Source organism: Nitrososphaera sp. (assembly GCF_013388945.1).
GTDB lineage: Archaea > Thermoproteota > Nitrososphaeria > Nitrososphaerales > Nitrososphaeraceae > Nitrososphaera.
Genome location: NZ_JACAEH010000004.1, coordinates 280,984 through 293,866, shown reverse-complemented (window position 1 = coordinate 293,866; position 12,883 = coordinate 280,984). Strand labels below are relative to the sequence as shown.

The window sequence follows — 12,883 nt, the reverse complement described above, 5'->3', positions numbered from 1 at the left end:
GTGCAGCACGACAAAAGGTTAGACCTTGGCGAGTCTGTCGAGAAGAGGTTTGGATTCTTTAATGACCTGCTCGCCTATCTTCAAGGCAAGTTCGTCTACTTCTTTCTGCGTCAGGCGCTTGCGCTTTGCCGTTACCGCCATGTAGACTACAATTGGGGACTTGGGACTAAAAAGGTTTTCATGAACGTTTCGACTTGCTGACGGGATTTCTTCCTTTGGGCAATAGCCATTATAAGGTCGAACATGGTGTCCCAGGTGATTATCGGTAGAAACCTCCATCCGTTAATGCGCAGAAAAGTACTGGAGATGACAAAAGATGCGCGCTTGTTTCCTTTGGTAAATGGCTGCTGCCAACTTATCTCGCAAAGAAGGTATGCAGCTTTTTTGGCGATTGCATCCTTCTCCGAACTCCGATGACCTATGTCCTGTACCGTATCCAGTATAGCGCGCAGTCTGCCCGGATCCCGTACTCTTTCGCCAGTAACGGCCTTGGAGTGCAGCGATACTGCTACTTCGTAGCTTACATAATAGAAATCCATCCGGGCCAATCATCCTTGAGTTGGCAGCAAAATATAAGCGAGTTGATGACAAACTGATTCATGGCAAAGCTAGGGCGCGGTTATCGCCGAGCGCCTGCCAGTCTCAAACGCTGTTAGCACGGCTTCGCGGAAAAACTGCTCGGCGCTCTTGTCGCCCGACTCTTTTATCGCCTGCGCCCGCCTGCCAAGCCACATTGCCGTCATGACGGCGTTTGCAAGCTCGGCGTTGTCCTTTTCGCCGCCCGGCCTGACTTCGGCCAGCTTTTCCGCAAGCTCTCTGTGCGTCTCCTTTCTTGCGTCCACCGTTTCAAAGAGCGACAGCTGGTTCTCTTCAAGGTACTTTACAAGGCGCCACATGCCATTTGTTGCATTGCGACGGCTAAAAAAGCTGTTACTGTGCCTAGCCTGACTTGCGTACCCCGAGGCTCTCGACCATTGAAGCCAGCTCGTCCATCCTCACGTCGCTTGTGTTGAGCACCACCACGATGTCCTCCTTCCCGTCAGGGCTTTTTCCCCACACTATTGCTCCTGCGCCCGTGTAACTGTCGCCGCCAAGTTCGCTTGGGGCCACGAGGATGGCAAAGTCGCCTGCGATATTGGTCCCCTCCCTAATCTGCGGCTCGGGCATTCCCTGGGGGCGCGGGTAAGCTAAATGGAGCAGCGCGCCGACGACGGTGCCGTTGACAAGGTAGCCAGAGTCAGAGCGGCTGACCAGGGGGCCTCCAAGCTTCAGGTCCGGATGATTTTGCACAGGATAGACGTCTATGGTGATGGCGGCGTATTGCCGGTTAGAGTAAGTGTATGTCGCCTGCATAGGCGGTTCTGACTGCGTCTCCATCCACCAGGGGCCGATTGAAGGGTTGAGATCGGTCAGCCGGTAATCGGTCTGGATTGTCGATGGAAATGGAAGCGAGTATCCTGCATATTCGCCTGCCGCCTGCACCATCTCTTTGTTGCTTTCGTCAACGTCCTGCGGAGACAGCCTCCTGCCTTCCGCCTGCACGCCGTCGCCCTGAAGGCTGTTGTCAGGCTTGTGCGCCACGAGGTAGCCTTCCGAGTCCACCGACAGCCTGAACATCTGGAGCGCCGGGTGGTAGCCGGTAGAGATGGTGCCACCCACCATGCCTACGGACGCCGGGCCGGCAACCGCAAGGCCGTCCCATGCGCGGTAGATGTCGCCTGCGCACGGGTTCTCCATCCGCCACCGGCCTTCGGTTGACCAGTACCTGAACAGGCAGTTGTCCGAAAGCGATATGGCGTGGTATGCCCTGAATGAAGACGTGTCGTCCTTTTCTCCGCCAAGCCAAGCAGGGAGCCTGATTAGCAGGTAATATTCAAAGGCGTCGCGCTGCTCGAATCGCTCAAGCTCTTTTCTGTCAAGGGTCAGCGACGCGCTGGACCCGTCGTACAGCTCGCCCATCGTCTTGCCGTAGGGGTCCAAGAACCACACAAAGGAATTGGGCTTCATGTCGCCGGGCCTGACCGCGTTCATCGTCACTTGCTCGTTTTCTGTATCTGGGTAGTATGCGTTTGAGCCAAGCGCCATTATCCTCCTCGAAGGCTCGCTTGCGTTGATGAGGGCAAGCGAGGGCATCATCACAAAGATGGAGGCCACGAGCGCGGAGCCGGCTACCAACGCAACGACAGCGGCTCGCCGGTACGCCACGGTTACGTTATGCAGATACAGCAAGATAACGTTAATGGAATCTTTCTTCAGGTCTGGCCCGAGCCTTCAAGCTCCCGGTCCACCTTATCCTGCATCTCCTTGTAGTTGGAGTAGCGCCGGTTCCAGTGCGCAAAAAAGCGGTATTCCTTGACTCCGATAAAGAGCCACGCGCCGGCCATCGCAGCAGACACGCCTATTACTGCGACCATTATCCAGGTCACGTCAAAGGGGGCCGCGGGCTGGGCGCCCACGTACAGAAAACGCGGAGGCATCGGCTGCGCCTCAAACACGGTTATAGTCCTCGTCTCGCCGGCAGGGACGTACTCTACGTGCAGCTGCGACCTTTCGACAAAGATGGTGTCGCCACCCTCTATCGGTCTTGTAATAGTAAAGTTGAATTTTTCTGCGTCCTCGCTTGGCACTATGCGCACCCAGCCGCTTGCGGCGGTGCCCGGCGCCATTGTATCGTTGGGAAAGCCCTGTATCACGCCGGCCTTTGCAGATATGACTACGTCCTGCTGCTGGCCTACGCCTGTAAGGAACGGCGGCATGAAGATAAGTATCGAAAGTATGATTGCAAGAGGCGCAACTATGAAAGAGGAGACCACAAGGGCCATGAACAGCTTTTTCGTCCGGTTAAGATGCGAGAGCAGGTCGTCCATTATCCCGAACACGCTCTCTTTGGGCTGGTCGTCTGACATAATGGCAAGACTTTCAATTTTGTTTAAAGGCTTTAGCTAACTTTGTTACCTTTGCGCGGGAACATCTCCTCGTACGGCTCGAGTATCATTTTCGAGAACTGCCGGCCCTTCTCAGTCACGCGGTATTTGGTCACCGACTTTGTCCTCCACTCTTCCTGGAACTTTTCGATAAAGCCCTTTGCCTCCATGTCGTCGAGGATCTCCTTGTGCTTGACTATGTTGAGGCCGCAGTAGCTGAGAAGCTTGGTCTGGTTGAGCTCGCCCACTTCTGACAGCTTGACTATGATGTCCTTTCTGATGTATATCCTGTCCCTGTATTCATGCGTCAAGCCTGTTCAGTCTGCCGCGTGCGGACCAATAGCCATTGCTAAGCACGTCGGAACCGCGCAAGTCCGGAGTAAAATAAGTTTGAGGTAACAATGTTAGCTAACATTGACGGCTGCAAAGGTTTGGCAACGCTTTTTGTATATCGTGCCAACCATTGCCCGATGTCCAACAGGCAGTTTTACGCAATGGTGCTTGGCGCCCTTGCAGCGGCGGCCGCTATCGGATCGATAGGGTCATTTTCTTTGGCCAGTGCACAGGCTCCAGACGAGGCAAAGACGTTCACGGTTGAGGCGACTAGGATCGGAGGTCCGGCCGACGTGTTCTACAGCTCGCTTTCTGCGTTCCCCGAGATCACGGGCTCGGTTGACGCAGGCGACGAGCTGATGTCAAGGGTCGGGGTGGGCTTTGCAGAAGCCGCCGGAATCGCGGCTGACGCAGGAAACGGCAGCGTCATCGGGGGCAACCTGACAATCGAGCAGGGCTACGTGGTCTACGTCTTCCGCGTGTTCTCCGACGACACGCAAAAGATGGTGATTGTAGACGCTGGCAACGGCAGCGTGCTGCACGTCTCTGAAGGCACGGAGATGGACGCTCTAGCGGCGCTTGGCGGCCACGGCCAGTTCGGCTTTGGAGCTGTCAAGGTCTTCAAGGCGCCGGAAATCCAAGAGGAGCAGTAGCTCCTTTTCCTTTTTTCTTTCTAGTCCTACTTTCTGTATCCTTTTCAAAATTCCTTATTAGTCTCAGTCAAGCATACTGGTTTGAATAAAAGATTGGAGCAGGCCTGGCCGGCTATGCGGGACGTGGTGGGGTTATATCATGCACACATCTCCGCACACAACCACCCTAGGTTAGGCGGTGACCTGCTCCGTCTTTTTTCTTCAAGGATGCGCTATTAAGCAGAGCGTAACTTTGTTACCTCCCATAAAGTGTGGAGTCTTGCTCCATATTCTCTATAAGACTGGACGGCGGCAGATGGCTGTTGATAAAGCCGGCACTTGCGGTCATGGCAGCCCTTGCGCTCCTGTCAGCGGCTCTTGCGCAGGCGCAGGAAAGCGTGTCAGCGACGCTTGACCTGCCATTTGAATTGAAAGTTGGAGAGCAGGCAGTAATAGAGCCTGAAGACGTGGCCGTGACGTTTGTAGAGATGGCCGGCGACTCCAGGTGCCCGTCAGACGTCGTGTGCATCTGGGAGGGCCAGGCCTCGGTCATTGTGGCAGTCGAGGTTGCAGGCGAGGACATGGGAGAGCGCACGCTTGTGATAGGCGCAGACCCGTCGCCTTCTGCAGCATTTGGGCAGTATTCAGTAAGACTTGTCGGTTTAGAGCCGTACCCGCAGAGCAGCGTGCAGACAGACCCGGAAGACTATGTCGCAGGGTTTGTAGTTTCGAAAGCAAGCGCAAACTCGGCCAGGGTGTTTGTGCGCGCAGCAGGCGAGAGCTCGGCAATAGTTGCGGGATGGAACCTGGAGCGCGGAAAAGGCACGCTGGTATTGTTGAGCCGCGGAGACGCAGGCGTCACGATGTCAGTCGCCCGCTTTACGCCTGTTGCAGTCCCGTGCACCGTTGAAGACGCGAGGGAGTGCATAGACGGGCAGGTCATGCAGGCAACAGGCATGATAAGCCAGGGCTCGACCATTCACCTCGAGGTGCAGGGCAACAAGCTGATAACCTCAAGCGACGGGGCGCACTCGCTTGACATAAAGCGCATCAGGACAAGCTCGCAGTCCGGGCCCACCATCGAGCTGAGGGAAGGTGAGCGCGACGGGCCGCTTTTGGTCCAGGAGATAGGCGCAGACTATGTCAGCGGGCTCAATTTCATCGAGTACCCTGTGGCGGTGTCGGAAGGCACGCCTATCACGCTGCACGTAGGCGACAAGGCGACCAACGGCTGCACGGTAACGCTCACTTTGCTGGAGATAAAGCAGGACAGCGCGGTGTTCTCAAAGGTTGTGGACGAGAATAGGCCGTGCCCAATCTGCTGGCACAAAGTGTAAACAAAACACTTTAATTGGTTCTGCCAAGAGTTGCGATACATGCGCCCGGGTAGTATAGTGATTCCCGGCTGCTAGCTGGGTTCGTACAGTCCGGTCCAGTATGGGGGACTGTCACTCCTCCGACCCGGGTTCGAATCCCGGCCCGGGCGCTTACACACATTCTTTCTATTCCACTTGTATTCAGCATTCAGATATTGAATAGTTTGATGGGCAGCAGTCGGAACAGAAGAATTAACTAGAAAATAGTACCAAAAAAAGATAATAACGAAATCCGGCAGCCTACATCAGAGCCATGGCAAAATTCTCGGTAAATACCCACAGATACGATCCTTACAAGAACTTCAAGTTCAGGATAAAGATTGACGGAAAATATGTCGCTGGAATCACCAAGGTTTCGCCGCTTGCGAGAATTACCGAGGTTCTCGAGTTCAGGGAGGGCGGGAATCCAAGTACAATCCACAAGATGCCCGGCAGAACGAGATTTGCGCCGGTGATTCTTGAGGAAGGCGTGACACATGACCCCACCTTTGAATCCTGGGCAAACATGGTCCAGAACATGCAGGGAGACGCGGCGGCTTCGCTGAAGAACTTTAGAAAGGATATCATACTTGAGCTTTTGAATGAGCAGGGAACGGTGGTCATGGCCTACAAGATATATCGCTGCTGGGTTTCAGAATTTCAGGCCCTGCCAGAGCTTGACTCAAACTCCCCAAGGGTCGCGATCCGCAGCATCAAGCTAGAAAATGAAGGATGGGAAAGAGATACCAGCGTTACCGAGCCTTCGGAATCCTGATCGATGATGCGACGGCCCGGGTCCGATAAGAACAATGGTGAGAGCATCTCTCAGCTCCCCGAAGTTATCGTGGACTTTGAATGCGAAGGAGACTCGTTGTTTATCGTGATCGCAAATGTGGGTTTTTCCTCGGCACGCAGGATCTCTATAAGATGCGATAAGGAAATCCGGGACTTTAGGGGAGAGCAAATAACAGCTATGGAAATTTTTCGAAGGCTGGAATTCATGCCTCCTGGGAAAAGAATCAGAATATTCGTTAACAGCTTTGCCGCGTATTTGAAAGCAAGGCAACCGCTGCGACCTAAATTCACGGTAACGTACTTTGATCGTAGGCAGAGAAAGCAAATTGATGTCATTACGCATAACCTTGCAGTATTTAGGGGGATTGTAACTTCAGATGAAAAAGCGTATGAACGGACGCTTTCATGATCTGCCTTTCGATACAGGTATCCCGACTTTCCAACCCGTATCATCGTCGTAATATGATGTAGTGTTGACCGCCTAAAGAGTGGCAGTATCCCATGCTAGTATGCCATGCCAAGGTAATGCAGTACGTTATCTTGTGCAACAGCCACAAAGGACAAACGTGTCCTGATATCAAGATCGCTCTCAAGCTCCTTGCCATCAGAGTATATCTTTCCTCCCCCTTCTTTCACGATGAGGTACGCGGCCGCAATGTCAGTCGGCCTTATCTTGCCTCTCAAGTCGATAGACGCGTCTATTAATCCTCGTGCAAGGTAGCACAGCTCCAGCGCGACCGCGCCGAATACCCGCACGTGGTCTGCCCTTGCCATCACCGGCGCCAGCTTGCTTGCAACATCAGGGCCTATCTTTGACACGTTCATCCCCATGACAATGTCGTCGCCGGCTTCCTTCACCCTTATCCTCTTGCCGTTGCAAAACGCCCCCTTGCCCTTTGACGCATAGTACAGGTCTCCGTTAACAAGATCAATGATTGCTGCATCGGTAACCGCGCTCAGCCGAAAATCAGTGGCAAAGGCAAGCGAGCAGCAGTAGAACGGAATCCTTCGCGACGCGTTTGTCGTGCCGTCAATTGCGTCCATTATCACGTAGCCGTTCTTGCCCTCTATCCTGCCGCACTCTTCGCCGATTATCGTGGCATCGATGCCGCGCCTTCTTAATACGTCAATCGCGGTCTTTTCGGCGACAAGGTCTATCCTCCTCGAGATGTCGCCTCCTGCCCCCCTGCCCATCTGCCTGTTGCCCCGGGCAGTCCCGGCAATCTTTTTCGTGCGGGCGTGCACCTGCAGGCAGGCCTCCTTCAGGGCTGCCAGACGCTGTTCCTGCCGCATCGAGTCAGGCTAGTGCTTGCGCCATATAAAAGAACTAATTTTTCCGGCTGTTTTCCACTGGAAACGACCCCCTCCCTCTCCGACAGAATCCAGTTCTTTTAAGCCCGTTTTCTCAGGTTCTTCATAAGCAGCGCCGCGACGTCGGGGCCGAAAAGTTTCTTGAACATCCTCTCCACCTCTGGCAGGGAGGGACTGGGAGAGTCGATGTGCATCCCCGCCCTTTCCAGCTCGTCGTAGATGGTCTGCTTGAAGGTGGGCCCGAGTTTGTCCAGCACCTCTTCCAGCATGTCCCGTAGCGTGTTGCGGCTCTCCCGGCTCAATGACTCGCGGCAAGTGCAGGAAGCTTTTATTTAACAAATCCGATCGTCGAGTTTCTTCAAGCGTATGTTTAAGGAGAATTAATATCGACGAAACGCCAAATTACTCCATGCAGGCGGTGCACTCTGAAAGATACGACCCCGGCCTCACAGAGCGCCTGCTTTTCCGGGTCGCAAAAAAGTGGGTCGCAGGCTACTCACAAGAGGACGCCGCAAAGGCCGCGATTGACGCCAACAACAGGGGCATGTCTGCAATACTCAACTTCCTTGGCGAGGACACGCTTGACGCAAAGCAGGTTGACGCCGCGGTCAGAGAATACCTCTCGCTCATGGACCTTTTGAAGGAAAGGGGCGTCAGGGGCTGCGTGTCTGTAAAACCGACGCAGCTTGGGCTTGCAATCGACTACGACGCTTGCCTGCAGAATTTCAGGGCGCTTGCTGCCAAAGCAAAGTCGTTAAATCAATTCTTGTGGCTTGACATGGAGTCTGCAAGGTTCACCGAGCAGACGATAACTATCTACCTCGAGCTCTTGAAGGAATACAGCGAGGTCGGGGTCGCAATCCAGGCGTACCTGAAGAGAAGCGCAAGCGACCTCCTGCACATAATAGAGCACGGCGGCAAGGTGCGGCTGGTCAAGGGCGCGTACCACGAAGGAGAGGAGCACGCGTTTTCCTCAAAGGACCAGGTTGACAGGAACTATCTGCACCTGCTTGAGATGCTTGCCAAGAGCGACAGTTTCTTTGCAGTGGCAACCCACGACTCGGACCTTGTGGAAAAGGCCCTGGAGCTTGGAGGCAATCCAGAGTTCCAGATGCTGATGGGGATCCGCGACGAGCTAAAGGCAGGGCTTGTCGCAAGGAAGCTGCGCGTCGCAGAGTACATCCCATACGGCAGCCAGTGGCTCCCCTACTCGGTCCGCAGGATAAGGGAGCGCAAGCGCAACCTGCTGCTTTTAGCCCGGTCGCTTGTGCAGCAGTAGCTTGCTTTTATGCACCCAGGGCGCACACATGATATGGAAAAGGAGCAGGAGCTCTTTGCCTCCATCGTAAAAAAGATGTCGAGGCACAAAGGGGTGAAGGCCGGCAGGATGATGTCTGCGCCCGGCATCACGTCCGGCGGCAAGGTGTTTGCGTTCTACTGGAAAAAAGAGATGATCTTCCGGCTGGGCAAGGAGTTTGACGCAGTTGCGTTTGGCCTCAAAGAGTGGCACCTGCTCAACCCGTTCAAGGAGAGGCCCCCTATGGCAGGGTGGTTCTGCGTCCCCTACTCTGAGAGCAGGCACTGGGAAGAGCTTGCAAGGCGGGCGCTGAAGGCGCTCAGGGCATCAGGCCCATCGGTATGAGCTTTGACCACGACCTGTTTTCAAGCACGTCCGGGTCGTGCCCCCTGATGTTCACCTTTTCAGATATGCGTTCTGCAAGGTAGAGCGCAAAGGTGCCAAGGGACCTCCACCAGAATCCGTGCGGGTTTTTGGCATAGCTGTCAAGCGCCCACTTGACCACCGGATACGACGACCGGTGGTGCCTTGACGCGTATTCAAGCAGGAGCTCGCGCGAGCTGCTTATGATGTAGTGAGCGTGCTCGTATACCTCTTTACGGGAGGCGTAGCCCCTGTCGTCTACCCGCGTGCCCTTTTTCATGGCTGCAAGCACCGAGTCGAGGTTGTTCTCTGCCTCGACGACGTTCATGCACCTGCCTATCGTTGTCAGCACGTGCGAGTCGCTCCCGGCTATCTCGGGCATGTTCTTCTCTTTGGCAAATATGCCTGCCACGGCGTTTGAGTAGCGGTCAACGTTGTTGCTGTTGAAAGACTCTATCATGTCGCACATGGCGGCCCTTTCGCGTATGCCGTTTGTGACCGCAAACGGGTGCGCCGCGCACGAGACTGCTCCCTGGCGCCTTATCTCGTCAAGCGTCTCTTCAAGCGTCATCCCCGGCCTTATGGTCTCGTAGATGCCGTATGCAAGCACGTGGCCGCCGCCCTTTATCGTGACCTCCTCTGCCGGGTAGATCTTTATGCCGGCGAATTTGGGGTGGTTGCCCTGATAGTCCGTTATCTGCCTGTAGCCGTCAAGCGTGTTGTGGTTCGTGACAAAGAGGACGTCGATATTCTTCTCAAGCGCCTTTTCAAGCTGGCCCGCCATCTCGACGCCGCAGTCATAGGGCATCCGGGCCGAGCCGTTTCGGTGGTTGGAAAACGTGTTATGGCAATGAAGTTCGGCGTTTAGGAAGCGGGTCGTGATGTTTCTCCTGTTCAGTGCCTTGTTGGCGCTTCAGGCATAAAAACTGATGTGTGGACGATCCCGTAGATACAGTGCAAAAATGAGACAGGATGCTGGCTGGGAACCTGCAAAAACGGTTCCAGTGCACCCTTTGTTGAGAGGCTCAGATGTTTGTGCCGTAGTCAAAGACTTCTTTGAGTGTCAGCGAAAGCTTTAGCTCCGATCCGTCGAATCCCTCGACCTTGTCCTTTGGTATGCTGTACTTCTTTCTCGCGCTCGTGGATTCCACTATGAAGTAGTCCTCTCCTTTTTCCTCGGCGACGACTACTCCTACAGACTTGCCGTCAAAGCTTCTCACGCCCTTGTTCCTTGTCCTCGTCCAGTCGATTACTGCTGGTTCGTGTATCATTTCAGGAGAAATGGCTGCCCCAAATTATTTAACGGCTGGGAATACATTGCAATGCACAGCATTCCAGCTATGCCCTATCTGTGCTGAGCCCGGCTCTATTGAACTTGTACGCTGCCCGCCATCACTGGGTGGATCTTGCAGTAGTATTCATACTCGCGCTTCTCCTCAAACGTGAACTCAAACTCGCCGCCCGGACCCATCACGCCCGAGTCAAAGGCGGCTGAGGGCGACCGGGAAGTCACCGTGTGCGCCGACGCGTCGGTGTTCTTCCAGATAATAGTCGTGTGCCGCTGCACGGCGATTGCCCCGGGCTCAAACCTCGCCGAGTCTGGCGTGGTGCCCTCGTTGACTATCTCTACAGTTACGACCGGCGCAGGCATGTACAGGGTTGCAACCACAACCGCAGCTGCAAGCGCCGACGCCGCTATTGCGGCAACTGCCCACCACTTCAACGTACGCGTTGTTTGCAAAGTCCTATAATATCCTTGGCTACTCGACTATGGTCTGGCTCTGCTCGCGCAAAAACTGCGTAAGGTAGTGCGGGCCGCCGGTGTTCTTGCCTGTCGTCCCCGAGTCCTTCCACCCGCCAAACGGCTGGCATCCGACCATCGCTCCTGTCGTGGCGCTTGCCTGCCTGTTCACGTACACCACGCCGGCCTCTATGTGGTCGAGGAACTTCTTTACCTCGCTACTGTCGCCTGAGAATATCCCGGCCGTGAGGCCATAGTCTGCGTCGTTTGCCATCTTTATCGCGTCGTCGAAGTTGTCGTAGTCGGCGACGCACAGGATAGGAACAAACAGCTCCTCCCTGAAAAGCCGGTGGTTCTTTGGAAGGCCCGCCACTATGGTGGGCTCAACGTAGTAGCCGTGCTTCAGCTCGCCTTCCCTGCGCACGTAGCCGCCTGCCAAGACCTTGCCGTCCCTGTCCGCAAGCCGGGCGTACTGCTGGAACTTTTTGTACGCGTCCTCGTTGACGAGCGGCCCCATGAACGTGTTGGGGTCAAGCGGGTTTCCGACCGGCAGGCTCTTTGCCTTGTCTGCAAGCTTGCGCAAAAACTCGTCGCGGACTTTTTTGTGCACGAACACGCGCGAGCAGGCGCTGCACTTCTGGCCTGAATACCCAAACGCCGCCTTCATCACGCCCTCGACTGCCTTGTTGAGGTCTGCTGTTTCAGTCACGATGGCAGGGTTCTTGCCGCCAAGCTCTGCGATTAGGGGCCGCGGGCTTTCCCTGCCAAACTGCCTTGACATCGAGTAGCCCACCTCCCTTGAGCCTGTGAAGACAATCCCTGACACGTCCTTGCTTGCAACAAGCTCGCCTCCCACCTTGCTACCTGAGCCGTACACGACGTTGAGCGCGCCTGCAGGCACGCCGGCCTGGAAAAATATCTCTGCTATCTTGAACGCGACTATGGGTGCATCACTTGACGGCTTTAGCACGACGGTGTTGCCTGTTATCAGCGCGCCCGTCATCATGCCTGTCAGGATGGCGGCAGGAAAGTTGAAGGGCGCTATCACGCCCCAGACGCCGTAGGGCTTCATGACGCTCTTGCTCCTTTCGTTTGGCTGGGCGCTTTTCATGGGCGTCTCAAAGCCGTTGTTGCGCTCCATCTCTTCGGCATAGTACCGCACAAAGTCGATGGCCTCGTCCACGTCGCCTATGGCCTCGAAGCGGTTCTTGCCGTTCTCGTACGAGACCCACGCGGCAAGCTCGAACTTTTTCCTGCTCATCAGGTCTGCCGCAGAGCGGAATATGCGCACGCGCTCGCGCCAGTCAGTCCTGCCCCACTCTTCAAACGCCTTTTTTGCCGACGCCACGGCAAGCCTGGCGTGCCTTGCCGTGCCTGCGGGAAAGTGGCCGAGCACGACCCTGGTATCGATGGGCGACGAGTGTGAAAACGTCTGCGCGGTCCTGACCTCCTTGCCGTTTATTATCATCGGGTATTTCCTGCCAAACTCGGGCCTTACCTGCTCCAGCGCCTTTTCATAACGGTCGTGGAACTGGCCCTCCGCCTTTTCGGTCATGAAGTGGCGCAGCGTGTGCTCGTTTTCAAACATCTGCAGGTGTATTGTGCGCGGAGCCTAAAAAATCCTTCAGCTTCAAAAAAGCACCGGAACTTTGGCGGCTCCAGCAGACGCGGTTATGACTGCTCAAGGACGCTGCTGAGACTAGGTAATAAGCCCACGAAGGCGATTGCTCTTGTCTTTGAGCAGGGCCTTTGACATCTTCGTATCGCTGCTTGTTATGGTCTTCTTTGCAGGGTACTTTAACATCCATGCAGGCCTCATCGGCCTCCAGGAGAGTCCCGTCCCTGTCGGCAAGGAGGTGGAGGAATTCTGGGAATGGCTGACGTGGGCGGTCTTTGGCATTCTGGGCCTGGACCTCTACCTGAAGTACAGAAAGACGTCAAACCCGAAGGAGTTTGTCAGAAAGCACTGGCTTGACATCCTGATGCTTGCGCTCCTGCCGCTTTTCGCAGGGTTCAAGATCGCCAAGATTGCCGTAAAGGCCATCAAAGGCGCCAAGCTGACCAAGTCGGGCTTCAAGGCGTACCTGGGCGCAAAAAAGCTCCAGAAGGTGGGGCGGGGCAAAAAATGACCG

General features: G+C 55.2%; 19 protein-coding genes and 1 tRNA gene. 8 read left to right on the top strand and 12 right to left on the bottom strand.

Annotation, left to right across the window (positions count from 1 at the left end):
• Positions 1-18: 18 nt before the first annotated feature.
• The 6 genes from HXY31_RS03265 to HXY31_RS03245 form a co-directional block, all read right to left on the bottom strand.
• Positions 19-141 carry a hypothetical protein gene (locus HXY31_RS03265; protein ID WP_292639606.1) on the bottom strand — a complete coding sequence of 41 codons (123 nt, stop codon included), beginning with the start codon at positions 139-141 and terminating at the stop codon, positions 19-21.
• A gap of 5 nt (positions 142-146) precedes the next feature.
• Positions 147-539, bottom strand: coding sequence for a Fic family protein (locus HXY31_RS12345; RefSeq protein WP_366933072.1), 393 nt, complete (start codon positions 537-539; stop codon positions 147-149).
• Between the two features lie 69 nt (positions 540-608).
• Positions 609-896, bottom strand: coding sequence for a hypothetical protein (locus HXY31_RS03260; RefSeq protein ID WP_292639604.1), 288 nt, complete (start codon positions 894-896; stop codon positions 609-611).
• A 43-nt stretch (positions 897-939) separates the two neighbouring features.
• Positions 940-2,175, bottom strand: a complete 1,236-nt coding sequence (locus HXY31_RS03255) for a hypothetical protein (RefSeq protein ID WP_292639602.1) — start codon at positions 2,173-2,175, stop codon at positions 940-942.
• 77 nt (positions 2,176-2,252) lie between these two features.
• A complete protein-coding gene (locus tag HXY31_RS03250) occupies positions 2,253-2,906 on the bottom strand; it encodes a hypothetical protein (protein WP_292639599.1) in 654 nt (217 codons plus the stop codon).
• A 32-nt stretch (positions 2,907-2,938) separates the two neighbouring features.
• Positions 2,939-3,235: a winged helix-turn-helix domain-containing protein gene (locus tag HXY31_RS03245; protein WP_292639597.1), complete on the bottom strand. Its 297-nt coding sequence runs from the start codon at positions 3,233-3,235 to the stop codon at positions 2,939-2,941.
• Between the two features lie 159 nt (positions 3,236-3,394).
• Here HXY31_RS03245 and HXY31_RS03240 point away from each other — a divergent pair, with 159 nt between their 5' ends.
• The 5 genes from HXY31_RS03240 to HXY31_RS03220 all read left to right on the top strand — a co-directional run bounded on the left by HXY31_RS03240 (position 3,395) and on the right by HXY31_RS03220 (position 6,448).
• Complete coding sequence (locus HXY31_RS03240) at positions 3,395-3,910, top strand: hypothetical protein (protein WP_292639595.1); 516 nt, start codon at positions 3,395-3,397, stop codon at positions 3,908-3,910.
• Between the two features lie 302 nt (positions 3,911-4,212).
• Positions 4,213-5,226, top strand: coding sequence for a hypothetical protein (locus HXY31_RS03235; RefSeq protein ID WP_292639593.1), 1,014 nt, complete (start codon positions 4,213-4,215; stop codon positions 5,224-5,226).
• 43 nt (positions 5,227-5,269) lie between these two features.
• Positions 5,270-5,375, top strand: a tRNA-Asp gene (locus tag HXY31_RS03230).
• 143 nt (positions 5,376-5,518) lie between these two features.
• On the top strand, positions 5,519-6,019 hold the full coding sequence (locus tag HXY31_RS03225) for a phage tail protein (RefSeq protein WP_292639591.1): 501 nt from the start codon (positions 5,519-5,521) through the stop codon (positions 6,017-6,019).
• Positions 6,020-6,115: 96 nt separating this feature from the next.
• The gene (locus HXY31_RS03220; protein ID WP_292639589.1) at positions 6,116-6,448 is read left to right on the top strand and encodes a hypothetical protein; all 333 of its coding nucleotides are present in this window, start codon (positions 6,116-6,118) and stop codon (positions 6,446-6,448) included.
• 95 nt (positions 6,449-6,543) lie between these two features.
• Here the strand turns inward: HXY31_RS03220 and HXY31_RS03215 are convergent, their stop codons facing one another.
• Both HXY31_RS03215 and HXY31_RS03210 read right to left on the bottom strand, forming a co-directional pair.
• Positions 6,544-7,332, bottom strand: coding sequence for an inositol monophosphatase family protein (locus HXY31_RS03215; RefSeq protein ID WP_292639586.1), 789 nt, complete (start codon positions 7,330-7,332; stop codon positions 6,544-6,546).
• Positions 7,333-7,430: 98 nt separating this feature from the next.
• Complete coding sequence (locus tag HXY31_RS03210; protein ID WP_292639584.1) at positions 7,431-7,652, bottom strand: hypothetical protein; 222 nt, start codon at positions 7,650-7,652, stop codon at positions 7,431-7,433.
• 107 nt (positions 7,653-7,759) lie between these two features.
• Here HXY31_RS03210 and HXY31_RS03205 point away from each other — a divergent pair, with 107 nt between their 5' ends.
• Both HXY31_RS03205 and HXY31_RS03200 read left to right on the top strand, forming a co-directional pair.
• The gene (locus HXY31_RS03205) at positions 7,760-8,629 is read left to right on the top strand and encodes a proline dehydrogenase family protein (RefSeq protein WP_292639582.1); all 870 of its coding nucleotides are present in this window, start codon (positions 7,760-7,762) and stop codon (positions 8,627-8,629) included.
• Between the two features lie 33 nt (positions 8,630-8,662).
• Entirely contained in the window at positions 8,663-8,992 is a 330-nt protein-coding gene (locus HXY31_RS03200; RefSeq protein WP_292639580.1) for a hypothetical protein, read from the top strand.
• On the opposite strand, the gene HXY31_RS03195 is transcribed toward HXY31_RS03200, so the two are convergent.
• From HXY31_RS03195 to HXY31_RS03180, 4 genes are all read right to left on the bottom strand, one after another.
• Positions 8,967-9,818, bottom strand: coding sequence for a PHP-associated domain-containing protein (locus tag HXY31_RS03195; RefSeq protein ID WP_292639577.1), 852 nt, complete (start codon positions 9,816-9,818; stop codon positions 8,967-8,969). The genes HXY31_RS03200 and HXY31_RS03195 overlap by 26 nt on opposite strands.
• A gap of 217 nt (positions 9,819-10,035) precedes the next feature.
• Positions 10,036-10,281, bottom strand: coding sequence for a hypothetical protein (locus HXY31_RS03190; RefSeq protein WP_292639574.1), 246 nt, complete (start codon positions 10,279-10,281; stop codon positions 10,036-10,038).
• Between the two features lie 95 nt (positions 10,282-10,376).
• A complete protein-coding gene (locus tag HXY31_RS03185; protein WP_292639571.1) occupies positions 10,377-10,733 on the bottom strand; it encodes a plastocyanin/azurin family copper-binding protein in 357 nt (118 codons plus the stop codon).
• 37 nt (positions 10,734-10,770) lie between these two features.
• Positions 10,771-12,339, bottom strand: coding sequence for an L-glutamate gamma-semialdehyde dehydrogenase (locus tag HXY31_RS03180; RefSeq protein ID WP_292639568.1), 1,569 nt, complete (start codon positions 12,337-12,339; stop codon positions 10,771-10,773).
• 142 nt (positions 12,340-12,481) lie between these two features.
• On the opposite strand from HXY31_RS03180, the gene HXY31_RS03175 reads away from it, so the two are divergent.
• Positions 12,482-12,880, top strand: a complete 399-nt coding sequence (locus HXY31_RS03175) for a hypothetical protein (RefSeq protein ID WP_292639566.1) — start codon at positions 12,482-12,484, stop codon at positions 12,878-12,880.
• Positions 12,881-12,883: the final 3 nt, after the last annotated feature.